Consider the following 22,689-nt stretch of genomic DNA (forward strand, 5'->3'; position numbering starts at 1 on the left):
CTCGGGCCTACTTCAGGTTGCCCTTGAGGAATTGCGAGAGCCGCTCGCTCTTCGGGCGCGCGAGCACCTCGGCCGGCACGCCCTGTTCCTCGATGCAGCCCTTGTGCAGGAAGATCAGGTGCGAGGACACCTCGCGCGCAAAGCCCATCTCGTGCGTGACCACCACCATGGTGCGGCCTTCTTCGGCGAGCAGCTTCATCACGCGCAGCACCTCGCCCACGAGCTCGGGGTCGAGCGCCGAGGTGGGCTCGTCGAACAGCATCACGGCCGGCTCCACCGCGAGCGCGCGCGCGATCGCCACGCGCTGCTGCTGGCCGCCGCTCATGTGCGCGGGGTAGCGGTCTTCAACGCCACGCAGGCCCACGCGTTCGAGGTACTTGCGCGCGGTCTCCACCGCCTGCTCGCGCGGCACACCCAGCACGTGCACCGGCGCTTCGATGATGTTCTGCAGCACCGTCATGTGGGCCCAGAGGTTGAAGTGCTGGAACACCATGGCCAGGCGCGTGCGCAGGCGCTGCAGCTGGGCCGCGTCGACGGCCTGCAGCTCGCCGTGCTTGTCGGCCTTGAGCCGCAGCTCTTCGCCCCCGAGCACGATGCGGCCCGCGTTGGGCTTTTCGAGCAGGTTGATGCAACGCAGCAGCGTGCTCTTGCCCGAGCCCGAGCTGCCGATCAGGCTGATGACGTCGCCCGCGCGCGCTTCGAGCGACACGCCCTTGAGCACCTCGTTCTGGCCGAAGCGCTTGTGGATGTCGTGCACCGAAAGCAGCGGTGCGCTGGAAGACGGGGTGGGGGCAGCGGTCATGGACTCTGGGAATAAGGCGGTGTCAGGCGCCGAGCAGGGCGCCGGTGCGAAAGGGGATGGCGCCGGCGATCTTGCCCAGCTCGCCCCCGGCCACGCAGTAGCGTTCGGCCACGGTGGCGTAGAGCACACCGGCCACGCCCGCGGTGACGCGGTGCACGCGCGAGGCGCCGGGCGCGGTCGGGTCGATCACCTCGGCCACGAGATCGCCCGCGGCGAGCACGTCGCCGGGGCGCGCGCGGTACACCACCACGCCGGGCACGGGGCTGGTGAGGGTCTCGGAGCCCGCGAGCGGGGTGGGCTGGCAGCTCGGCGCCGGGATGGCGGGCGCTTCACCCGCGATCACGCCCAGGTGCACAAGGTAGGCCATCAGCGCGGCCGCGTCGCGCTCGGCGTGTTCGTGCGCCACGTCGACCTCGCCGCGGAATTCGAGCGTGGTGCTCGCGCAGCCCTGGGGCAGGGGGTGCTGAATGCCCGCGGCCTGCAGCCGCTCGGCGAGCTGCCACCACAGGCCGGACAGGCATTCGTCGAACGGCCCGCCGCCCGAGTCGCGCGCGATCAGCACGGCCCGGCAGCCGAGCAGCCAGGCCAGCGGCTCCAGCGGCGGCCAGCACGCGCCTTCGGCGTACAGGTGCATCACGGCTTCCCAGTCGCAGTGCATGTCGAGCACCACGTCGGCGTCGTGCGCGAGCTGCAACAGCTGGCGGCGCAGGCTCTCGAGTTCGGTCTTGGGCGACCAGGCGGCGAGCCAGTCGGTCACGGCCTGGCGCACCAGGGCCACGTTGGCCGCGCCGTCGGGGCCGAGGCGCTCGCGCACGGTGTCGAACACCGCGGCCGCGAGGTCGGGGTAGTGGCGGTTGAAGTTCTGCGCGGTGTCGAACTCGAAACGGCCCATGGCCTTGTGGTCGAGCCGCTGCGCCAGGCCGATGGGGTTGGCCGCGGGCACCAGCACCACCTGGCCGCGCATGCGTCCCTCGCGCTCGGCCTGCTCGAGCGCGGTGCGCAGGTGGTGCGCCACCAGCATGCCGGGCAGTTCTTCGGCGTGAAGGCTGGCCTGCAGGTAGACCTTGGGCCGCGCTGCGGGGTCGCCGGCGTGGAACGACACCAGGGTCTTCTGCACGCCCAGGCTCGGGCTCAGCAAGGCGTGTTCGGTGCGGCGCATGGGGCGATGTCCTCGGTGCCGGCCGGCGTCAGTGCGTGCGCGGCGCCAGGTGCGCGAGCAGGCGGCGTTCGCCCAGCTTGAACAGCCCCACCAGACTGAAGGTGATGGTGAGGTAGATGCCGGCCGCGAACACGTAGGCCTCGAAGGGCAGGTAGAAGTCGGAGTAGATGCGGCTCGCGGCGGCGGTGATGTCGAGCATGGCGGGCACCGCGCTCGCGAGGCTGGTGCTGTGCAGCATCATGACCACCTCGTTGCTGTAGGCGGGCAGGGTGCGGCGGATGGCGCTGGGCAGCACGATGCGGCGCAGCGCGAGCCATCGGCCCATGCCCATGGCCTGCGCGGCCTCGATCTCGCCGGCCGCGGTTTCGCGGATCGAGCCCGCGAGCATTTCGGCCGTGTAGCCCGCCGTGTTCAGGCTGAACGCCAGCAGGATGCAGAAGAACGCGTCCTTGAAGTAGACCCAGGGCCAGACCGCGTCCCAGCGCGCCTGGATCCATTCGAGCTGCGCGAGCCCGTAGTAGATGAGGTAGACCTGGATCAGCAGCGGCGTGCCGCGGATCACATAGGTGTAGGCCCCGACCAGCCAGCGCAGCGGCCGCGGCCCCTGCGTGAGCGCGATCGCGAACACCAGCGCCAGCACCGCGCCGATGAGCAGCGAGGCCAGCAGCAGGCTCAGCGTGGTGGCCGCGCCCTGCGCGTACAGCGCGAGGTGCTTGGCCTGGAAGATGACGTCCCAGCGCATGCGTGTGGGGCCTCAGACGGTGCCGCGCTTGACGCCGAGGCTGAAGCGGCGGTCGACCCAGCGCAGTGCCCACAGCGACACCGAGGTGTAGACCAGGAACAGCGCGGCGGCGAACAAGAAGAAGGTGAAGGGCTCGCGCGTGGCCGAGCTGGCCTGCTTGGCCAGGTAGGTCATTTCGTGCAGGCCGATCAGGCTCACGAGCGCCGTGGTCTTGATCAGCACCAGCCAGTTGTTGGTGAAGCCGGGAATGGCGTAGCGCACCATCTGCGGCAGCGTGATGCGCAGGAAGGTGCGCAGCGGCCCCATGCCGAAGGCCCAGGCGGCTTCCATCTGCCCGCGCGGAATGGCGAGGATGGCGCCGCGGAAGGTCTCCGTCATGTAGGCGCCGTAGATGAAGCCGATGGTGAGCACCCCGGCGAGGAAGGGATTGATGTCGACCGAGCGCTGGCTGCCGAAGGCCGCGAGCAGGTGGTTCAGGCCGATGGTGCCGCCGTAGAAGATCAGCAGCATGAGCACCAGTTCGGGCACGCCGCGCACCACGGTGGTGTAGACCGTGGCCAGCACCACGAAGGGCGGGCGGCCCGAGAGCTTGGCCGCCGCGCCCGCCAGGCCCAGCACGATGGCCACCGCGAGGGAGGCCAGCGAGACGCCCACCGTGAGGAGGGCGCCCTGCAGGATCAGCAGGTAGTAGCCGGACAAGATCCGCTCGGCTTACTTGCCGTACACGTCGAAGTCGAAGTACTTCTTGGCGACGGTGTCGTAGACGCCGTTGGAGCGGATGGTCTTGATGGCGTTGTTGACCGCGGTCTTGAGCTCGGTTTCGCCCTTGCGCATGGCCACGCCCACGCCGGTGCCGAAGTACTTGGGATCGTCGAGCACCGGGCCCACGAAGCCGTAGCCAGCGCCTTCGGGCTTGCTCAGGAAGCCGCCGTTGACCTCGACCTGGTCGGCCACGGTGCCGTCGAGGCGGCCCGACTTGATGTCGAGGTAGACCTGGTCCTGGGCCTCATAGGGCACGATGTTCGCGCCCACGGTCTTGAGCTCACCCAGCGCGTACTTCTCCTGCGTGCTGCCCTTGAGCACGCCGATCTTCTTGCCCTTGAGCGAGGCGTTGTCGGTGTACGGGGTTTCTTTCTTCACCACGATGCGGCTCGGGGTGAAGTAGTACTTGTCGCTGAAGTCGACCACCTGCAGGCGCTCGTCGGTGATGGTCATGGAGCTGACGATCACGTCGTACTTCTTGGCTTGCAGGCCGGGGATCATGCTGTCCCACACCTGTTCGACGTAGGTGCACTTGCGCTTGATCTCGTTGCAGATGGCTTCGGCGATGTCCACGTCGAAACCGGTGGGCTTGCCGTCGGGGGTCTTGAAGGTGAACGGCTCGTAGGTGGGATCGATGGCGACCTTGAGCTCGGGCAGTTCGGCGGCCGGGGCAGGGGCGGCGGCGGCCGGGGCGGGCGCGGGCGCCGGTGCGGCTTCTTCCTTCTTGCCGCAGGCCACGAGGGTGGCGGCAGCGATCAGGGTCGTGGTGATCAGGAGCTGTTTCATGACGAGGTTCCGGTGGTGAGGCTTTAGGCCACGGTGATGGAAAGTGGGGCGATTGTAGGTCTGTGAATACGGGGGGCCCGGGGCCGCTGGCTGGTGTTTCTACCGACCGCGCGCCGGCCGAATTGGCACCAGCACCGACGTCGATCGCAAGAAAAATGCCACGAGGCGTTATATATACTCGGATACAACGCTTTTCCTCCGCCGCTTCCAACGCCACCACCCCATGCGCAAGCCCTTGATCCGCGGTCTGTCCTTGTTGTTCGGCGCCGGCTTGGCCCTGGGGGTGCAGGCCGCCGATCTCACGGTGTCGGCCGCCGCCAGCCTGGGGAATGCCTTGCGAGACATCGCGCCGCTGTTCGAGGCCGCGCACCCCGGCACCCGGGTGCAATACAACTTCGCGGCCTCGGGCGTGCTGCTGCAGCAGATCGCCAAGGGCGCGCCGGTCGACGTGTTCGCCAGCGCCGACCAGGACACCATGGACCAGGCCCAGGCGCTGGGGCTCGTGCAGGCGTCGCAGCGGCGCGACTTCGTGTCCAACCGCCTCGTGGTGATCGTGCCCGCCAACAGCCCGCGCACGCCGGCGTCGCTGGCCGATCTGGCCCAGCCCGGCTACGCGCGCATCGCCATCGGCCTGCCCGCCAGCGTGCCCGTGGGCCGTTACACCAAGGGCGTGCTCGAAGCGGCAGGGCAGTGGGGGGCGATCGAAGCCCGCATGGTGGGCGCCACCAACGTGCGCCAGGCGCTCGATTACGTGCAGCGTGCCGAGGTCGACGCGGGCTTCGTCTACGCCACCGACGCGGCGCTCATGCCCGACAAGGTGCGCGTGGCCTTCGCGGTGCCCACGGCCCGGCCCATCGTGTACCCGGTGGCGCCGGTCGTGGCCGGCCCGAACGCGGCTCTGGGCGAGCGCTTCGTGGCCTTCCTGCTCACGCCCGCGGCGCAGGCCGTGCTGGCGCGCCATGGCTTCGGCAAGCCCTGAGGCCGCGCGACCGTGACCGAGGCCTGGACGCCGCTCGCCCTCACCCTGCAGGTGGCGGGCTGGGCCACGGCCATCAACCTGGTGCTGGGCACGGCCGTGGGCTTCGCGCTCGCGCGCGGCCGCTTCCCGGGGCGCGACGTGCTCGACGCCGCGCTCACCCTGCCCATGGTGATGCCGCCCACGGTGCTGGGTTATTACCTGCTGGTGGTGATCGGCACGCAAGGCGTGCTGGGCGCGTGGCTGCTGCAGCACTTCGGCATCCGCCTCATCTTCACCGCAGAGGCGGCCATCATCGCGGCCACCATCGTGTCGTTCCCGCTGGTGTTCAAGGCCGCGCGCGCGGCCTTTGAAACCGTGGACCCGCAACTCGAAGACGCCGCGCGCACGCTCGGGGTGGGCGAGGGGGCGTTGTTCTTCCGGGTCACGCTGCCACTGGCGTGGCGCGGCATTCTGGCGGGCCTGCTGCTGGCGTTCGCGCGCGCGCTCGGCGAGTTCGGCGCCACGCTCATGGTGGCGGGCAGCATCGTGGGCAAGACGCAGACGCTGTCGATCGCGGTCTACGAGGCGGTGCAGGCCGGCCAGGACCACACCGCCAACTTCCTCGTGGCCGTCACGTCCCTCACCTGCATGGCGGTGCTGTTGGCGGCGGGGCGGCTCGCGCCGGGCCGTGTGGCGAGCCGGGGCTGAGCCATGGCACCCGTCAACGCCGTGCCTCAACCGGTCTGGGACATTGCGCTGCGCAAGCGGTTGCGGCAGGGCGATTCGGTGTTCCCGATCGACCTCGCGTTTCGCTCGCACGCCCGGCGCGTGGTGCTGTTCGGCCCGTCGGGCGCGGGCAAGACGCAGACGCTGCGCATGGTCGCGGGCATCGCGGCGCCCGACGCGGGCCGCGTGGTGGTGGCCGGGCGTGTGCTGTTCGACAGCGCGCAGGGCCTGAACCTGAGCCCGCAGCAGCGCCGGCTGGCCTACATGTTCCAGGACTACGCGCTGTTCCCGCACCTCACGGTGCGCCAGAACCTGGCCTTCGCGCTGAGCCGCGGCCCGCGCAACCCGCCGCGCGGCGTACAGAGCGAGGCGGTGGACCACTGGATCGACCGCTTCGGGCTGGGCGGCGTGGCCGGCCATTACCCGCACCAGATCTCGGGTGGTCAGCGTCAGCGCACGGCGCTCGCGCGCGCACTGGTGTCGCAGCCTGCCGCGCTGCTGCTCGACGAGCCCTTCGCGGCGCTCGACAAAGGGCTGCGCGAGCGCCTGCGCGACGAGCTCAAGGCGCTGCAGACCACGCTGCAACTGCCCATGCTCGTGATCACGCACGACGACGATGACGTGCGCGCGCTGGCCGAAGACGTGGTGTGCCTCGACGCGGGCCGCGTGGTGGCACCGGCACGCTGATACGCTCGGATTCCGATCAGCGCAGGGGCGGCGATGGCGACGAAAAAAAACCGGGGCAAGCAGCGGCTGCAGGTGCACGGCGCGCTGTGGCTGTCCATGGACGGGGCGAACGTGGCGGGGCAGGGCCGCATCGCGCTGCTGCGCGCGGTGGCCGAGCACGGCTCCATCACGCAGGCGGCCAAGGCCTTCGGCATGAGCTACAAGGCCGCCTGGGACGCCATCGACACCATGAACCAGCGCTCACGCACGCCCGTGGTCGAGCGCGTGACGGGCGGGCGCGGCGGCGGCTCCACGCTGCTCACGGCCTATGGCCAGCGTCTGGTGGAGCGCTACGCCCAGGTGCAAGCTGTGCACCAGCGATTCCTGCAGCTGCTCGAGCAGGACGCGATGGACCTGGAGCAGCCGTTCTCGATGTTGAAGGTGTTGAACATGAAAACCAGTGCGCGCAACCAGTGGCTGGGCGAGGTCACGGCCGTGCACAGCGGAGCGGTCAACGACGAGGTGGAGCTGCGCCTGCCGGGTGGCCAGCGGCTGTCGGCCATGGTCACGCGCGACAGCACCGAGGCGCTGGGCCTGAAGCCGCAGCTGCCGGTGATCGCGCTCGTGAAGTCGTCGGCCGTGTTGCTGGCGGTGGGCCTGGGCGAGGCGCGCGTGTCGGCCGGCAACCGCCTGGCCGGCACCGTGGTGCGGGTGACGCCGGGCGCGGTGAACGCCGAGGTGATCGTGCGCACGCCGGATGCGGGTGGCGTGGACGAGGCACTCGAGGTGGTGGCCGTGGTGCCGCAGACGGCCGTGGCGGAGCTGGGCCTCAAGCCGGGCGCGGCCGTCACGGCGCTGGTGAAGGCGTCGGACGTGGTGCTGGCGGTGGTGAGCTGAGGGCGGTCGGGCCCGTTTGCTGTGGCCCATGTTTATATTTACATAATATACATCGTGGAATGTCATGAGTCCCAATAAAAGCCCCGACCAAGCCAGCTGGTCGGGGCTTGAATCAGCCCGTCATTCCTCGACGAAGGCTTCCTCGCGCTTCTTCTTCACGGCCGGCAGCAGCACGATCACGAGCAGCAGCACGGCAGCGGCCAGCAGCGAGGCCGAGATCGGGCGCGTGACGAACACCGACCAGTCGCCGCGCGAGATCAGCAGCGCACGGCGCAGGTACTCTTCCATCATCGGGCCCAGGATGAAGCCCAGCAGCAGCGGCGCGGGTTCGCAACCGAGCTTGATGAACACGTAGCCGATGAGGCCGAAGGCCGCCACCATCCAGATGTCGAAGCTGTTGTTGTTGGTCGAGAACACGCCGATGGCGCAGAACAGCACGATGGCCGGGTACAGCCACTTGTAAGGCACGGTCAGCAGCTTGATCCACATGCCGATCAGGGGCAGGTTCAGGATGATCAGCATCGCGTTGCCGATCCACATCGAGGCGATCAGGCCCCAGAACAGGTCCGGGTTGCTGGTCATCACCTGCGGGCCGGGCTGGATGTTGTGGATGGTCATGGCACCCACCATCAGCGCCATCACGGCGTTGGGCGGAATGCCCAGCGTGAGCAGCGGGATGAACGAGGTCTGCGAGCCGGCGTTGTTGGCCGATTCGGGCGCGGCCACGCCGCGGATGTTGCCCTGGCCGAACGGCAGTTCACCGGGCTTGAGCTTGGTCTTCTTCTCGATCGTGTAGGCCGCGAAGGACGACAGCAGCGCGCCGCCGCCGGGCAGGATGCCGAGCGCCGAACCGAGCGCCGTGCCGCGGATCATGGCCGGGAACATGCGCTTGAAGTCTTCGGCGGTCGGGAAGATGCCGGTGACCTTGCCCGTGAACACCTCGCGCTCGGACTCGTCCTGCGCCAGGTTGGCGATGATCTCGCCGTAGCCGAAGATGCCCATGGCCACCACGACGAAGTTGATGCCGTCGGTGAGTTCGGGCACGTCGAACGAGAAGCGCGCGACGCCGGAGTTGATGTCGGTGCCGACCAGGCCCAGCAGCAGACCCAGCACGATCATGGCCAGCGCCTTGATCAGCGAGCCCGAGGCCAGCACCACGGCGCCGATCAGGCCCAGGATCATGAGTGCGAAGTACTCGGCGGGGCCGAAGCTCAGGGCGACCTCGGTGAGCGGCGGCGCGAAGGCGGCCAGCACCAGGGTGCCGACGCAGCCTGCAAAGAACGAGCCGATGCCCGCAGCGGCCAGGGCAGGACCCGCCCTGCCCCGGCGCGCCATCTGGTAGCCGTCGAGCACGGTCACCACCGACGAAGACTCACCGGGCAGGTTGACCAGAATGGCCGTGGTGGAGCCGCCGTACTGGGCGCCGTAGTAGATGCCGGCCAGCATGATCAGCGCCGACACCGGCTCCAGGCCGTAGGTGACGGGCAGCAGCATGGCGATGGTGGCCACGGGGCCCAGGCCCGGCAGCACGCCGATCAGGGTGCCCAGCAGACAGCCCACGAAGGCGTAGAGCAGGTTCTGCGCCGTGAAGGCGACGCTGAAGCCCAATGACAGGTTTTGGATCAGGTCCATGTTGTTATGTCTCCGAGATCACTGGCCCAGGAACCACGGCAGCACCGGGAACTGCAGGTTGAGGGCGTAAACGAAAGCCGCGTAGCTGCCGACGGCCAGGATGGTGGCCAGCACGACCGATTCCTTGAGGCTGCTGTTGGGGCGGGCATAGCCCGAGATGATCACCAACGCGTAGATCGCGACGATGAGACCGAAGTGCGGCAGGCCCACCGAGGGCAGACCCACGAGCAGCACGCCGAACGCGAGGTTGGCGAGCAGGATGAAGACCAGGGGGCGCCAGGCGATGTTGTCGATCTTGTCCTGGGCCGCGCTGCGCCTGAAGGACTGCAGCGTGACCAGCACGCCCAGCAGGGCCAGCACGATGCCCAGCAACAGCGGGAAGTAACCGGGGCCCATGCGGGCGGCCCCACCGATGTCGAAGTTGGTTGCGCCCACCGCGAAGGCAATGCCCACGGCGGTGAACAGCAGACCCGACACGAAGTCTTTCTGGCTTCTGAATTGCACGACGTCTCCTCGGGGATGCAAAGCCTGGGATTGTCGTCATCCGGTGAAGCCACCGCCATGTGGGATTCACCTACGCCGCGCCTTAAGTTTGCGCGAAGTTTTCAGGCGCCCGGAGCGGCTACCAGCGGCCCGCCGGTTGCTGGGCGCGCACCGCGGCGGCAATCGTCGCGGCCACGGCATCGCGGCTCGCACGGCGCGCGAAATCGATGGCGGTCAGGCCCTGCTCGTTCTTGAGCAGCGGGTCGGCGCCTGAGTCGAGCAGCAGCTTCACCACGCGCGCATGCCCGTAGAGCGCGGCCATCATGAGCGGGGTGCTGCCGTTGGGCGACTGTGCATCGATGTAGGCGTGGTGCTCGAGCAGCAGGTCCACCATCGCGACACTGCCCTCCCCCGGGTTCGTGGCGGCGTAATGCAGCGGCGCCCAGCCCGGCTTGTTGACCTCGGCCTCGCGCTCGATGAGCTTTTTCGCAAGCGCCAGCCGGCCCTTGAGCGCGGCCATCATCAGCGGCGACTCGTCCTTGGCGTTGCGGTACTCGACCTTCACGTCCGGCTGGTTCAGCAGATAGGCCGCCACGCGCTCGGCACCGTCGCGCAAGGCCAGGTACAGGGCATGCTGGCCGTTCGGATCCAGGGTGTTGAGGTCGAAGCCGCGCAGGTGCAGCAGCAACAAGGCACTGGTGTCGTCGCGCTTGATCGCGGTGAAGAAGTCGTCGTAGGCGTTGGCGAACGCCGCAGGGGCAATCGATAGCGCCAAAAAGGCTTTCAGAACATCGCGCTTTTTCATGTTTTTCATGCAATACATGAGATTTATGCGGTGCCCGTGCCGGGTTGCACGCGGTTGAAAAGGCGCAGGAAGTTGGCGGTCGAGGCCTCGGCCACGCGCTCCACGCTCACGCCGTGGATCTCGGCCACCTGCTGCGCCACGTGCGGCACCAACGCGGGGGTGTTGGTCTTGCCGCGGTGGGGGACCGGTGCCAGGTAGGGGCTGTCGGTCTCGATCAGCAGCCGGTCCAGCGGCACCAGGCGCGCGGTGTCGCGCAGCTCGGCGGCGTTGCGGAAGGTCAGGATGCCCGAGAACGAGATGCAGAAGTCGAGGTCGAGCGCGGCGCGGGCCACGGCCGCGGTTTCGGTGAAGCAGTGGAACACGCCGCGCGCGTGGGGCAAGTCGCCCGCGCCGCCGAAGCCGCCCTCCTCGCGCAGGATCGCCAGCGTGTCGTCCGAGGCCGAGCGCGTGTGGATCACCAGCGGCAGGTCGGTCTGGCGAGCGGCACGGATGTGCACGCGAAAGCGCTCGCGCTGCCATTCCATGTCGGCTAGGGTGCGCTCGCCCAGGCGGTAGTAATCGAGCCCGGTTTCGCCGATGCCCACCACGCGCGGCCGCGCCGCACCGGCCAGCAGGTCATCGAGCGTGGGCTCGCGCACGCCTTCGTTGTCGGGGTGCACGCCCACGGTGGCCCACAGGCGGTCGTGTTCGAGGGCGAGCCGGTGAACGGTGTCGAACTCTTCGAGCGTGGTGCAGATGCACAGCGCACGGTCCACGCGCGCGGCGCTCATGGCGTCGAGGATCTGGGGGAGCTGGCTGTGCAGCTCGGGAAAGCTCAGGTGGCAGTGCGAGTCGGTGAACATCGGGGAATGATCCATGAAAAACGCCTCGCGGCCCGGGGCGGCGAGGCGTTGTCCTGAAGGCGCGCGCGGTCAGAGCGTTTGCGTCTGGCGGTCGGAAGACAGGCTGGTGCCCAGGATTTCTTCGATCTTGAGCTTGAGCTGGCGGGATTTTTCGTCCGACGGGAAACGGATGCCCACGCCTTGGGTACGGCCACCCTGTGCCTTGGCGGGCGTGACCCAGGCCACCTTGCCGGCCACCGGGTAGCGCTGCGGGTCGTCGGGCAGGCTCAGCAGCACGTACACGTCGTCACCCAGGCGGTAGTCGCGCGACGAGGGGATGAAGATGCCGCCGTCGGCGAACAAGGGCACGTAGGCGGCGTAGAGCGCGGCCTTCTCCTTGATCGAGAGCTGAATCACGCTCGGACGGGCCGCAGCGGTGCTCGGATTGGTACTCATGGGGGTAGTTTAAAGGCTCGGCTCCGGGGCATTGCGGGGATTCAAGCCGCAGACCCGGGCCTTGTCTCGGCACTGGGTCACGATCGGACACGTTTCAACGACGGGCGGCGTTCAGGGCCTCGCGGGCGCGTGCGGCCCAGGCCTCTTGCAGCAGTCCGGGCTGGTAGGGGTGTTCGACGCTGCGCGCCGCCAGCAGCAGCTCGCGCGACCACAGGGCCAGCACCCGCCAGGGTGGCGGCGGCGGCAGGTGCTCCTGCGGAAAGAAGCGCGACGGTGCGCCGGCCGCGCGCGCCATGAGGTCGTGGCAGAGCTTTTGCAGCACGTCGAGCTGGGCCGCGGGCGGGTGTTCGGCCAGCGCGCTCCAGTCGCCGCGCGCCAGCGACTGCGGCAGCTTGAGCCACTGCTCGGGCGTGAGCCCGCTGCGCGACAGCGTCAGCGCCATGTCGGGGCGTCCGCCCGAGGCGTGCCACCAGGCAAAGGCCGCCGCGGCGTTCAGGCCCCCCTGGGCCTGCAGCCAGGCCATGCCCTCTTCGGCCCCGGGCCAGCCCAGTTGCACGGTCTGGCAGCGGCTGCGGATCGTGGGCAGCAACTGGTGCGCGGCCTCGGTGGCGAGCACGAAGCGCACCCCGGGCGCGGGCTCTTCGAGTGTCTTGAGCAGGGTGTTCGCGGCCTCGATGTTGAGGCGGTCGGCCGGGTAGACCATGACCACCTGCTGGCCGCCGCGCGCGCTGGTGGTCTGCGTGAAGGCCACGGCCTGCCGTGCGGCCTCGACGCGGATGAAGCGGCTGGGCTTTCGCTTTTTCTCGTCGATCTCGCGCTGTTCGCTCTCGCCGAGCGGCCAGCCCAGCGTGAGGCACAGGGTTTCGGGCATCAGCACGCAGAGGTCGGCATGGGTGCGCACGTCGATGGCGTGGCAGCTCGTGCATTCGCCGCAGGCGCCTTGCGGGCCGGGCCGCTCGCACAGCCAGGCGCGCGCCAGCGCCAGCGCCAGCTCGTACTGGCCCAGGCCCGAAGGGCCCGCGAGCAGCACCGCGTGCCCGCGCTGGGCGAGCACCGCCTGCAGCTGGGCCTGCAGCCAGGGGGCGAGAACCGCCGGGGCGCTCATGGGGGTGACAGCCAGCCGCGCTGGACGAAAGCCTGGTGCACCGCGAGGGCCACGGCCTCGCGCGGCTGGTCGGCGTCGATGCGCGCGAAGCGCCCGGGGTGCTGCGCCGCGCGCGCCGCATAGCCCTGCGCCACGCGTTCGAAGAAGGCCTGCGGCTGGGATTCGAAGCGGTCGGGCACGCGCGCAGCCACCAGGCGTTCGGCGGCCACGGCCGCGGGCAGGTCGAACCACACCGTGAGGTCGGGCTGACGAAGCCCGCCGCCCTCGCCCTGCTGCACCCAGCGTTCGAGCTGGCCGAGCACCGCGAGGTCGAAGCCGCGGCCATGGCCCTGGTAGGCGAAGGTGGCGTCGGTGAAGCGGTCGCAGAGCACCACGGCGCCCTCGGCCAGCGCGGGCTCGATCACCTGCACCAGGTGGTCGCGCCGCGCCGCGAACACCAGCAGGCTTTCGCACAGCGGGTCCATGGGGTCGTTGAGCACGAGGGCGCGCAGCTTCTCGGCCAGCGGCGTGCCGCCGGGCTCGCGCGTGAGCACCACGCGCCGTCCCCGGGTTTCGAAGGCGCGTGCAAGGGCCTCGATGTGCGTGGACTTTCCCGCGCCATCGATGCCTTCGAACGTGATGAACAGACCGGCTGTGGAGAGCGTCATGCGGATCAGCGGCCCAGCTGGAAGCGGCGCACCGCTGCGTTGTGTTCCGGCAGCGTGGCACTGAACTGGCTGGAGCCGTCACCGCGCGCGACGAAATACAGCGCACTGGTTCTGGCCGGTTGAACGGCTGCCATCAGCGAGGCCATGCCGGGCAGCGCGATCGGCGTCGGCGGCAGGCCGGCGCGGGTATAGGTGTTGTAGGGCGTGTCGGTGCCGAGGTCGGCCCGGCGCAGGTTGCCGTCGAAGCGATCGCCCAGGCCGTAGATGACGCTCGGGTCGGTCTGCAGCCGCATGCCGATGCGCAGCCGGTTGCTGAACACGCCGGCCACGCGGGCGCGGTCGGCGTCGCGGCCGGTCTCCTTCTCGATGATGCTTGCGAGGATCAGGGCTTCTTCGGGCGAGCGCAGCGGCGACGAGGGGTCGCGTTTCTCCCAGGCCTGCGCCAGGCGCTGGTCCATGGCCCGCGCCGCCTGGCGCAGCACGCTGGAGACAGGGGCGTTCTTGACCACCCGGTAGGTGTCGGGAAAGAAACGGCCCTCGGGGTGCACGCCAGGCAGGCCCAGGCGCTCCATCACCTGCTCCAGGCTCAGGTCCTTGAGGTCGTTCGTGAGGTCGGGCGATTGGCGCAGGGCGTCGATCGCCTGGCGCGCCGTGAGGCCTTCGATGATCTGGGCGTTGCGCAGCGCCTGCTCGCCGCGCACGAGCTTGCCCAGCAGTTGCCGCGGGGTGGTGCCCGGCACGATCTCGTACACGCCGGCCTTGATCTCGCGCGAGTCGCCCGAAAGCCGGAACCAGGCGAACAGCAGGTCGGGGATCACGTCGACCCCCGCGTCCGCGACGCGTTGCGCCGACTGCCGCGCCGAACTGCCGGGCGGGATCTCGAAGACCAGCGGCGCCTCGGCGCTGGCCGACGCGGGCAGCGTGAGCGGCTTGAGCACCCACCATTGGCCCAGCATGTAGGCGATGCCGAGCAGCAGCAGCGGGTAGACCACCAGGATTCGGAAAACGCGCATCGAGAACTTGTTGTCGGCAGGGAAAATGCGCCGGGCAGCGACGGCGTGCGAAGCCCGTCATGATAATTCGCACGCCCGATCAGTCCTGCGGCGGTCCCCGCCACCGATCACGGACTTTCCACCCCTCATCGAACGCATGACCACCCTTCCCGCCCCCGACACCGCCCGCCCCGCGCCGCCCGCCCTGCATGGCGCCGCCGCCCTGCCCTCGCTGGGTGTGATCGCTGCGGAAGGCGAGGAGGCGACCCGCTTCCTGCAAGGCCAGCTCACGCAGGACTTTGCCCTGCTCGGCCTGTCCGAGGCGCGGCTGGCAGCCTTCTGCACGGCCAAGGGCCGCATGCTCGCGAGCTTCGTGGCCTTCAAGCGCACGCACGACCGCGTGCTGCTGGTGTGCAGCCGCGACCTGCTCGCGGCCACGCTCAAGCGGCTGCAGATGTTCGTGTTGCGCGCCAAGGTGAAGCTCAGCGACGCGAGCGAGGCGCACGCCGTGTACGGCCTGGTGGGCGATGCCGTGCCGGCCGCCCTGCACGCCAGCCCCTGGAGCCAGTGGGCCGACGGCGAGGCGAATCTGGTGCGCCTGTACCCCGCCGACGGCATGCCGCGCGCGCTCTGGGTGGGCCCGGCCGGCAGCGCCCCCGCGGGCGAGGCACTCGACCCCGCGCGCTGGGCCTACCTCGACGCCGCCAGCGGTGTGGCCACGCTCACCCAGCCCGTGGTCGAGGCCTTCGTGCCCCAGATGCTCAATTACGAGTCGCTCGGCGGCGTGAACTTCAAGAAGGGCTGCTACCCGGGCCAGGAGGTGGTGGCGCGCAGCCAGTTCCGCGGCACGCTCAAGCGCCGCGCCTACGTGGTGCAGGCCAGCGCGTCGGTGCAGGCGGGCCAGGAGGTGTTCCACCCGAGCGACGCCGAGCAGCCCACCGGCACCGTGGTGCAGGCCGCACCCGATCCCGCGGGCGGCTGGCGCGCCATCGTGTCCATGCAGACCAGCTCGGCCGATGGCCAGCCGCTGCGCGCGGGCGAGGCCCGCCTCACGGTGCTGCCCCTGCCCTACCCCCTGGCCGACGACATCTGACGCGCCATGTGCCTGATCGCCTTTGCGATCGACGCCGCGGCCGACTGCCCGCTGCTGGTGGCAGCGAACCGCGACGAGCATTTCGCGCGCCCGACCGCGCCGCTGCAGCGCTGGCGCCTTGAGGGCGGCGCCGACGTGGTGGCGGGCCGCGACCTGCGCGAGGGGGGCACCTGGATGGGCCTCACGCCCGGCGGCCGCGTGGCCTGGCTCACCAACGTGCGCCAGCCCGGCCTGGAGCGCGGCGACCGCAGCCGCGGCGAACTGGTCTCGCGTTGGCTCGACTCGCGCGCCGACGCCGAGGGGTTTGCCGACGGCCTGGAAGCCGCGCGCTACGGCGGCTTCAACCTCGTGGTGGGCGACCTGCGCCGCGGCCGCTGGCACTGGTTGAGCAACCGCGACCCCGCCCAGCCGCACGCGCCCCCGTCCGAGACCCAGGCGGTGCGGCTGCACCTCGCGCCGCTGTCCGCGGGCGTGCACACGCTGTCCAACGCCACGCTCGACACGCCCTGGCCCAAGGCCCGGCGGCTGGCCGGGGCGCTGCGGCAGGCGCTGGCCGAACCCCATGCGGCCGAGCCGGTGCTGGCCGACGCCCTCACGGACACCCGTCTCGCCGACGACGCCGAGCTGCCGCAATCGGGCGTGCCGCTGGCGATCGAGCGGGCGCTGTCCAGCCCCTTCGTGCGCATGCCCGAGCGCGCCTATGGCACGCGCAGCAGCACCCTGCTGCGCTGGCACACGAACGGCGTGCTGCAGGTGGACGAATGGACCCACGGCCCCGGCAGCGATCGGCCCCTGCTCGCGGCCGATCGGCACCGGCGCGAGGCCTTCACACTGACTTGACCATCTCCAGGTGCTCGATGCCGGCCTCCTGGAACGGCTCGCCGCGCGCCTGAAAGCCCAGCCGGTCGTAGAAGCCCACCGCGCTGCGCTGCGCATGCAGCACCACCTCGCGGTCGCCGCGCGCACGCGCGGCCTCCATCAGCGCGAGCAGCACGCGCCGGCCCACGCTGCTGCCGCGCAGCACGCGGTGCACGGCCATGCGGCCGATCTTGCCCACACCCGGTTCGGCCTGCAGCAGCCGGCCCGTGCCCACCACCTGGCCCAGACGGTTGCGCGCCACGGCATGCACGGCGGTGGCGTCGGCCGCGTCCATCTCGAGTTCGAGCGGAATGCCCTGCTCCTGCACGAACACCGCGCGCCGCAGGCCGGCCGCGCCGTCACCGAGCTGGTCCCAGCTGCCGACCTGCAGTTCGAGCACGTCCTCGCGTGCCTCGAAGGCCTGAAGCAGCTCGCGCAGCGCGGCCGGCACCGGCCGTGAGGTCTGCGTGGCCGGGTCGGCGAACACATAGACCAGCTCACCGCTGATGAGGTGCTCGTCGCCGCGGAAGATGGCACCGTGAAAGCTCAGCGAGCTGTTGCCCACGCGCGAGCATTTCAGCGCCACGTCGAGCTGGTCGTCCATGCGCGCCGAGGCGTGGAATTCCACCGTGGCCTTCACGACGTACAGGTCGCCGCCCAGGCTGGCCATGCCTTCTTCGTACGGCATGCCCAGCGCGCGCCAATAGTCGGTGATGGCGGTGTCGAAGTACATCAGGTAGTGCGCGTTGAACACGATCTTCTGCATGTCCACCTCGGCCCAGCGCACGCGCAGGCGGTGGAACAGGCGGAAGTCCTGGCGTTGGTGTTGCGGCATGTCAGGCTTCTCCGGAAAAGGCGCGGCGCAGCGCGTGCGCCGCGTCGTGGTGGGCTTTGAGGGCTTCGGGGATGGCGCGGCCGAACTGGATGAAGCCGTGCACCACGCCCGCGTAGATCTCGAGATCGACCGGCACGCCTGCGAGCCGCAGGCGGTCGGCGTAGGCAATGCCCTCGTCGGTGAGCGGATCGCACTCGGCCAGGCCCACCCAGGCCGGCGCCACGCCCTCGAGGTCGCGTGTCTGGCCGTTGGTGTCGCGGCCGTCGAGCGGGGCAAAACGCCAGTCGTCGCGGTCACGCGCGTCGCGCAGGTAGTGGCCAAAGAAGTAGCTGATCTGCGGTTCGTCCAGCAGGTAGCCGTGCGCGAAGCTGTGGTGCGAGGGCGTGTCCTGGTGGCCCGCGCAGCCCGGGTAGAACAGCAGTTGCAGCGACAGGGCCTGGCCGGCATCGCGCGCGGCGATCGCGGTCACGGCGCTCAGCGTGCCGCCGGCACTGTCGCCGCCCACCGCGATGCGGGCCGCGTCCAGCCCGAGCGCCGCGGCCTGAGCGCGCAGCCATTGCAGGCTGTCCCAGGCGTCGTGCACCGCGGTCGGAAACTTCGCATCGGGGGCCAGCCGGTAGTCGACCGACACCACCGCGCAGCCCGCGCCGTGGGCCAGGGTGCGGCACAGCGGCTCGTGCGTGGCCACGCTGCCGATGGTGAAGCCGCCGCCATGGAAGTAGAGCAGGACCGGCAGGGCTGCAGCGGCCTCGGGCGCATAGAGCCTGGCGGGCAGGCGTGCGCCGTCCCGCGTGGAAATCTCGAGTGCGGTCTCGCGCGGCAAGGGTGCGGGCCGCACGTCGAGCACGCCCGCGCTTTGTGCGTAGGCCGCGCGCGCCTCGTGGGGCGCGAGGGTGTGGAACGGCGGGTAGCCGGCGCGCTCGATGCGCTCGATGAGGCCGCGCATGGCGGGCGTGAGCCGATGGCGCGGTGAACGGGGGTGGGACATGCGTGCTTTGTCTTTTGGGCGACCGCCTTCGCGGGCGGCTTGCCTATAGTGCGCGGCGAAGCCCGAAACATAACCGGAGACACCCATGCCCCAGATCCTGTACGTGACAAACATCGTCATCGACTTCGGCGCGCTGGCCCAATTGCAGGCCGAGTGCGAGCGCATCGGCATGGGCCGGCCGCTGGTGGTGACCGATGCCGGCGTGAAGGCCGCGGGCCTGCTCGATCGGCTGCTGGCGGCCCTGCCGGGCCTGCGGCCCGTGGTGTTCGACCAGACCCCGTCCAACCCCACCGAGGCCGCGGTGCGCGCCGCGGCCGATCTGTACCGCTCGCAAGGCTGCGACGGCCTGATCGCGCTCGGCGGCGGCAGCGCCATCGACTGCGCCAAGGGCGTGGCCATCGCGGCCACACACGAAGGCCCGCTCAAGACCTACGCCACCATCGAAGGCGGCTCGCCCAGGATCACGGCCGCCGTGCCGCCGCTGATCGCGGTGCCCACCACCGCGGGCACCGGCAGCGAGGTCGCGCGCGGCGCCATCATCATCGTGGACGACGGCCGCAAGCTCGGCTTCCACAGCTGGCACCTCGTGCCCCGCACCGCCCTGCTCGATCCCGAGCTCACGCTGGGCCTGCCGCCGCTGCTCACGGCGGCCACGGGCATGGACGCCATCGCCCACTGCATGGAGACCTTCATGAGCGCGGCCTTCAACCCGCCGGCCGACGGCATCGCCCTCGACGGCCTGCGCCGCGGCTGGGCCCACATCGAGCGCGCCACCCGCAACGGCAACGACCGCGAGGCCCGCCTGAACATGATGAGCGCGAGCATGCAGGGCGCCATGGCGTTCCAGAAAGGCCTGGGTTGTGTGCACAGCCTCAGCCACAGCCTGGGCGGCATCAACCCCCGCCTGCACCACGGTACGCTCAATGCCGTCTTTCTGCCCGCGGTGATCGGCTTCAACGCCGCCACCGAATCGATGCAGAAAGAGCAGCGCCTCCAGCGCATGGCCGAGGCCATGGGTCTTGGATCCATCGGCGATGTGGCCGAGGCCGTGCGCGATATGGGCGCGCGCCTCGGCCTGCCGCCGGGGCTGCGCGCCATGGGCGTGGACCCGGGCGTGTTCGATCGCGTGATCGACGGCGCGCTGGCCGATCACTGCCACAAGACGAATCCGCGCCTGGCCACGCCCGAGGACTACCGCGAAATGCTTGAAGCGTCCTGGGCCTGATCCACTTTTGACGTACATGTCACCCCCAGAAATCACGAAAAACTGACGACTTTGGCAGTGCTTTAATCGCCTTTTCAGGTGAGGAAAGCCGTCATGCCCAAGCACAGCAATGGGGGCAGCGCGAGGCGCTGGCGCGATGCCCGCGACGCCGCGTCCCACGACGCCGCGTGGACCGCGGAAGAGTTCCGCTTCGGCGCGTTCGTGCTGCGCACGGACCGGCGCGAACTCCGATGCGAAGACATCGTGCGACCCATGGAGCGGCGCTGTTTTGATCTCCTCGTCTACCTCCTGCGCCACGCCGGCCGTGTCGTGAGCAAGGAAGAGCTGCTCGACAACGTCTGGTCGAACCGCTTCGTGACCATGTCGGTGATCGCCCAGAGCGTGCTCAAGGTGCGCAAGGCGCTGCGCCTGGCCGACGGCACCGACGGGCCATTGCGCACCGTGCACCGGGTGGGCTACCGCGTGGTGGGCGAGGTGCTGCACCGGCGCATCGAGCCCGCCGAGCTGCAGGCCCCATCGGGCGCCAAGGCCTGGAGCTGGGAAGAGCCCCGGCTGCGCAACATGCCCGGCGCGCCGGCCTGGCTGCCGTCGGCATTGGGCGCGTTCGGCGCCTGGGCCCTCAACAGCCACGGCATCGCCATTCACGGCACACCGCCCGAGCGCGGGCCGTTGCGCCCGCCCGAAGCGCGCTGCGAGGTGGCGCCAGGGCCCCAGGGGTTTGACGCCTGCCTCGACCTGCTCATCGAACCCTCATCGCCGGTGCGCCTGCGCGCGAGTTCGTCCTCTCCGTTCCAGGCGGTGTGGCGCGCGGCCGAGTCAGCGGCCTGGCTGGTGCGCCTGCAAGACATGCTCGCGAGCCCGTCCGACGCCTCTGAAGACATGCGCTGGGAACGCCTGGCCTCGCTGTCGCATGCCACGCCGCCCACCCTGGGCGACGGCGGGCCCACGCTGTCCAGTGTTTGGACCATGCCGCTCGTGCAGTCCACGCCGGCCCAGCAGGCCGATCTGGTGATGGAGGCGGCGTGGCGCGGCGACCCGGCGGCGCTTTCGCAGGCGCTGCAGCTGCGCGACCAGGCCCACGCCGCGGGCGACTCCGACACCGAGTCCTGGGCCGAGCTCGCGGCCGCCCAGGCCGAATGGCACCGGGGCGACACCCGCGGCGTGGCCGCACGCGTGCAGCGCGCCATGGCCAGGCTCGCGCGGCCGCACTGGCCGGTGCGGGCGCAGCGCGCGGCCGCGGTGGCCGCGCACCTGCTGTGCGCCACGCAATCGGTGGTGGACACACCCGAATGGTGGCGCCAGGCCCTGCTGTCGCGCGACGTGGTGCCCACCTCGGCGGCGCGCCGCTGGTGGCTGTTGTCGCAGCTCGAGCACCGCCTGAGCGGCGGCGAAGTGGTCGAGCTCGCGGGCATCGAGCGCCTGGACGCCAGCATTGACGCGCTCGTCGCCACCGACGGGCTGCAGGCGCTGCTGCTCAACCTGTGCGGCATGCTGCGCGCCGAAGACGGTGAACTCAACCTCGCCTGGCAACGCATGAAGCGCGCCCACGAACTGGCCCAGCGCTGCGGCTGGACGGGCATCCGCCCGCTGTGCCTGCTCACGCTGGGCGACCTCAGCGCGCGCCTGGGCGAACACCCCACCCTCGACGCCTGCGTGGCCACGCTCGGCGCCGATTCCGCGCGCGACGAGCCGCGCCCGCAGGCCGTGCTCGCCTGGCTGCAGGCGCGGCGGCTGGCGCTGCACGCCCAGCACGCGAACGCCCTCCCCCTGATCGAAAAGGCCTGGCCCGCGCTCTCTCAGGCCGGCATCTGGTTTCGCGACGATGCCTGGCTGTTTGCGATCGACACCGCGCTGCAGGCCCGCTCGCGCCATGCGCTCGTGCACTGGCGCGGCCTGCTGCAGGCCCCCGAGGGCCCGACGGGACGATCGCGCACCGCGCTGCTCACGGCCGTCAACGCCTCGCTGGCCCTGCTCGAAGGCGACCCGGTGCGTGCGCAGGCGCTGATGGTGAGCGCCTGGCGCGGTGCCCCGCCCTCCACGGCCAAGCGGCTGCTGGCCATGGCCGCAGCCTCGGCCGCGCGCTGGCTGAGCACGCCCCAGCCCGAAGTGTGTGAACAGGCCCTGTTGCACGCGGGCGCCTGGCTCAAGCTGTCGCCGGCGGGGCGCCGCCTGCGGCAGGTGCTGGGTGATCGGCCCGGCGAGGCCACGGCCGCGCGCGCGGGTGCGTCTCAGTCGGTCGGCGAGTCGGACGCCGACCCGTTCTGGGTCTGGGCCGCTTGAGGCGGCCGAGTCGGCTGCACGGCCGAGCCGATGTGCGGGCGGCCGCGGCGGCGCGCCAGCTCCACCTGGCGGTGGCGTTCGGCCAGCCGTGCCCGATCCTCGTCGCTGCGCTGGGCGTGGCAGTGCGGACAGCTCACCCCTTCCTGGTACAGCGGTGAACGGCGGTCCTCGTCGCTCAGCGGCCAGCGGCAGGAGCGGCACAGCGACGAGGCCCCGGGCCTGAGGCCATGGCCCATGCTCACGCGCTCGTCGAACACAAAACACTCACCCCGCCAGCGGCTCTGCTCGGGCGGGACCTCTTCGAGGTACTTGAGGATGCCGCCCTCGAGGTGGTAGACCGACTCGAAGCCCTGCATCTTGAGCAGCGCGGTGGACTTTTCGCAGCGGATGCCGCCGGTGCAGAACATGGCGACGCGGGTCTTCCTGTCGGCCTGCAGTGCCTGCTGCTGCGCGAGCCAGGCCGGCAGCTCGGTGAAGCTGCGGATGCCCGGGTTGATCGCGCCCTCGAAGCTGCCGATCTTGACCTCGTAGTCGTTGCGCGTGTCGATGAGCAGCACGTCGGGCTGGCCGATCAGCGCGTTCCAGTCGGCCGGCTTCACGTACTCACCCACGGTGCGCGTGGGATCGAGCCCGGGCACGCCCAGGGTCACGATCTCGCGCTTGAGGCGCACCTTGAGGCGGTGGAACGGCGGCGTGGGCGACCACGATTCCTTGTGCTGCAGCCGCGCCAGGCGCGGGTCGCGGCGCAGCCAGTCGAGCACGGCGCGCACGCCCGCCTCAGGGCCGGCGATGGTGCCGTTGATGCCTTCGCGCGCCAGCAGCAGCGTGCCCTTGACGCCGTGCGAGGCGCACAGCGCCTGCAGGGGTTCGCGCCACTCGGCGTGGTCGGGCAGGTCGACGAATTGGTAGAGGGCGGCGGTGAGGTAGGCGGCGGTCACGGCGCGATTATCCCGCCCGGCGGGCCGCTGGCC

At 70.4% G+C, this 22,689-nt stretch carries 24 protein-coding genes; 8 read left to right on the top strand and 16 right to left on the bottom strand.

What is annotated here, in order from left to right; translation table 11 throughout:
* Positions 1-7: 7 nt before the first annotated feature.
* The 5 genes from WDZ95_RS16745 to WDZ95_RS16765 are packed head-to-tail and all read right to left on the bottom strand — an operon-like array spanning position 8 to position 4,251.
* Positions 8-802 (bottom strand): ABC transporter ATP-binding protein, encoded by a 795-nt coding sequence (locus WDZ95_RS16745; RefSeq protein ID WP_425780067.1) that lies wholly within the window; start codon positions 800-802, stop codon positions 8-10.
* 22 nt (positions 803-824) lie between these two features.
* Positions 825-1,961, bottom strand: a complete 1,137-nt coding sequence (locus WDZ95_RS16750) for a M14 family metallopeptidase (protein WP_425780069.1) — start codon at positions 1,959-1,961, stop codon at positions 825-827.
* 28 nt (positions 1,962-1,989) lie between these two features.
* Complete coding sequence (locus WDZ95_RS16755) at positions 1,990-2,703, bottom strand: ABC transporter permease (RefSeq protein ID WP_425780071.1); 714 nt, start codon at positions 2,701-2,703, stop codon at positions 1,990-1,992.
* 12 nt (positions 2,704-2,715) lie between these two features.
* On the bottom strand, positions 2,716-3,402 hold the full coding sequence (locus tag WDZ95_RS16760; RefSeq protein WP_205710734.1) for an ABC transporter permease: 687 nt from the start codon (positions 3,400-3,402) through the stop codon (positions 2,716-2,718).
* A gap of 12 nt (positions 3,403-3,414) precedes the next feature.
* A complete protein-coding gene (locus WDZ95_RS16765; protein ID WP_425780074.1) occupies positions 3,415-4,251 on the bottom strand; it encodes an ABC transporter substrate-binding protein in 837 nt (278 codons plus the stop codon).
* Positions 4,252-4,474: 223 nt separating this feature from the next.
* On the opposite strand from WDZ95_RS16765, the gene modA reads away from it, so the two are divergent.
* Genes modA through WDZ95_RS16785 form a run of 4 tightly spaced genes read left to right on the top strand, consistent with a single transcriptional unit; the run spans position 4,475 to position 7,498 of the window.
* Positions 4,475-5,230 carry a molybdate ABC transporter substrate-binding protein gene (gene modA, locus WDZ95_RS16770; RefSeq protein ID WP_425780076.1) on the top strand — a complete coding sequence of 252 codons (756 nt, stop codon included), beginning with the start codon at positions 4,475-4,477 and terminating at the stop codon, positions 5,228-5,230.
* Positions 5,231-5,242: 12 nt separating this feature from the next.
* The gene (gene modB, locus WDZ95_RS16775; RefSeq protein WP_166226596.1) at positions 5,243-5,917 is read left to right on the top strand and encodes a molybdate ABC transporter permease subunit; all 675 of its coding nucleotides are present in this window, start codon (positions 5,243-5,245) and stop codon (positions 5,915-5,917) included.
* Positions 5,918-5,920: 3 nt separating this feature from the next.
* A complete protein-coding gene (locus WDZ95_RS16780; RefSeq protein ID WP_425780078.1) occupies positions 5,921-6,622 on the top strand; it encodes an ATP-binding cassette domain-containing protein in 702 nt (233 codons plus the stop codon).
* Between the two features lie 33 nt (positions 6,623-6,655).
* Complete coding sequence (locus tag WDZ95_RS16785; RefSeq protein WP_425780080.1) at positions 6,656-7,498, top strand: TOBE domain-containing protein; 843 nt, start codon at positions 6,656-6,658, stop codon at positions 7,496-7,498.
* A 120-nt stretch (positions 7,499-7,618) separates the two neighbouring features.
* On the opposite strand, the gene WDZ95_RS16790 is transcribed toward WDZ95_RS16785, so the two are convergent.
* The 8 genes from WDZ95_RS16790 to mltG all read right to left on the bottom strand — a co-directional run bounded on the left by WDZ95_RS16790 (position 7,619) and on the right by mltG (position 14,460).
* On the bottom strand, positions 7,619-9,130 hold the full coding sequence (locus tag WDZ95_RS16790) for a tripartite tricarboxylate transporter permease (RefSeq protein ID WP_166226599.1): 1,512 nt from the start codon (positions 9,128-9,130) through the stop codon (positions 7,619-7,621).
* 18 nt (positions 9,131-9,148) lie between these two features.
* Positions 9,149-9,634, bottom strand: a complete 486-nt coding sequence (locus WDZ95_RS16795; RefSeq protein WP_425780083.1) for a tripartite tricarboxylate transporter TctB family protein — start codon at positions 9,632-9,634, stop codon at positions 9,149-9,151.
* A 118-nt stretch (positions 9,635-9,752) separates the two neighbouring features.
* Positions 9,753-10,418, bottom strand: coding sequence for an ankyrin repeat domain-containing protein (locus WDZ95_RS16800; RefSeq protein WP_425780085.1), 666 nt, complete (start codon positions 10,416-10,418; stop codon positions 9,753-9,755).
* 23 nt (positions 10,419-10,441) lie between these two features.
* Positions 10,442-11,260, bottom strand: a complete 819-nt coding sequence (locus tag WDZ95_RS16805; protein WP_425780327.1) for a TatD family hydrolase — start codon at positions 11,258-11,260, stop codon at positions 10,442-10,444.
* A 69-nt stretch (positions 11,261-11,329) separates the two neighbouring features.
* Positions 11,330-11,695: a PilZ domain-containing protein gene (locus tag WDZ95_RS16810; protein ID WP_425780087.1), complete on the bottom strand. Its 366-nt coding sequence runs from the start codon at positions 11,693-11,695 to the stop codon at positions 11,330-11,332.
* Between the two features lie 94 nt (positions 11,696-11,789).
* The gene (locus WDZ95_RS16815) at positions 11,790-12,800 is read right to left on the bottom strand and encodes a DNA polymerase III subunit delta' (protein WP_166226603.1); all 1,011 of its coding nucleotides are present in this window, start codon (positions 12,798-12,800) and stop codon (positions 11,790-11,792) included.
* On the bottom strand, positions 12,797-13,447 hold the full coding sequence (gene tmk / locus WDZ95_RS16820; protein WP_425780089.1) for a dTMP kinase: 651 nt from the start codon (positions 13,445-13,447) through the stop codon (positions 12,797-12,799). Before tmk ends, WDZ95_RS16815 begins: the two co-directional genes overlap by 4 nt.
* A gap of 5 nt (positions 13,448-13,452) precedes the next feature.
* Positions 13,453-14,460: an endolytic transglycosylase MltG gene (mltG, locus tag WDZ95_RS16825; protein WP_425780091.1), complete on the bottom strand. Its 1,008-nt coding sequence runs from the start codon at positions 14,458-14,460 to the stop codon at positions 13,453-13,455.
* Between the two features lie 136 nt (positions 14,461-14,596).
* On the opposite strand from mltG, the gene WDZ95_RS16830 reads away from it, so the two are divergent.
* Positions 14,597-15,532 (top strand): YgfZ/GcvT domain-containing protein, encoded by a 936-nt coding sequence (locus tag WDZ95_RS16830; protein WP_425780093.1) that lies wholly within the window; start codon positions 14,597-14,599, stop codon positions 15,530-15,532.
* Between the two features lie 6 nt (positions 15,533-15,538).
* On the top strand, positions 15,539-16,372 hold the full coding sequence (locus tag WDZ95_RS16835; RefSeq protein ID WP_425780095.1) for an NRDE family protein: 834 nt from the start codon (positions 15,539-15,541) through the stop codon (positions 16,370-16,372).
* Here the strand turns inward: WDZ95_RS16835 and WDZ95_RS16840 are convergent.
* Entirely contained in the window at positions 16,359-17,225 is an 867-nt protein-coding gene (locus tag WDZ95_RS16840) for a YbgC/FadM family acyl-CoA thioesterase (RefSeq protein WP_425780097.1), read from the bottom strand. The genes WDZ95_RS16835 and WDZ95_RS16840 overlap by 14 nt on opposite strands.
* 1 nt (position 17,226) lies before the next feature.
* The gene (locus WDZ95_RS16845; protein ID WP_425780099.1) at positions 17,227-18,213 is read right to left on the bottom strand and encodes an alpha/beta hydrolase; all 987 of its coding nucleotides are present in this window, start codon (positions 18,211-18,213) and stop codon (positions 17,227-17,229) included.
* An 85-nt stretch (positions 18,214-18,298) separates the two neighbouring features.
* On the opposite strand from WDZ95_RS16845, the gene WDZ95_RS16850 reads away from it, so the two are divergent.
* Entirely contained in the window at positions 18,299-19,438 is a 1,140-nt protein-coding gene (locus tag WDZ95_RS16850; protein WP_287469939.1) for an iron-containing alcohol dehydrogenase, read from the top strand.
* A 93-nt stretch (positions 19,439-19,531) separates the two neighbouring features.
* A complete protein-coding gene (locus WDZ95_RS16855; protein ID WP_425780101.1) occupies positions 19,532-21,718 on the top strand; it encodes a winged helix-turn-helix domain-containing protein in 2,187 nt (728 codons plus the stop codon).
* On the opposite strand, the gene WDZ95_RS16860 is transcribed toward WDZ95_RS16855, so the two are convergent.
* Positions 21,667-22,656, bottom strand: a complete 990-nt coding sequence (locus tag WDZ95_RS16860; RefSeq protein WP_425780103.1) for a rhodanese-related sulfurtransferase — start codon at positions 22,654-22,656, stop codon at positions 21,667-21,669. The two genes, WDZ95_RS16855 and WDZ95_RS16860, sit on opposite strands and share 52 nt — an antisense overlap.
* Positions 22,657-22,689: the final 33 nt, after the last annotated feature.

It is taken from the genome of Hydrogenophaga sp. T2 (genome assembly GCF_049843535.1).
Lineage (GTDB): Bacteria > Pseudomonadota > Gammaproteobacteria > Burkholderiales > Burkholderiaceae_C > Hydrogenophaga > Hydrogenophaga crocea.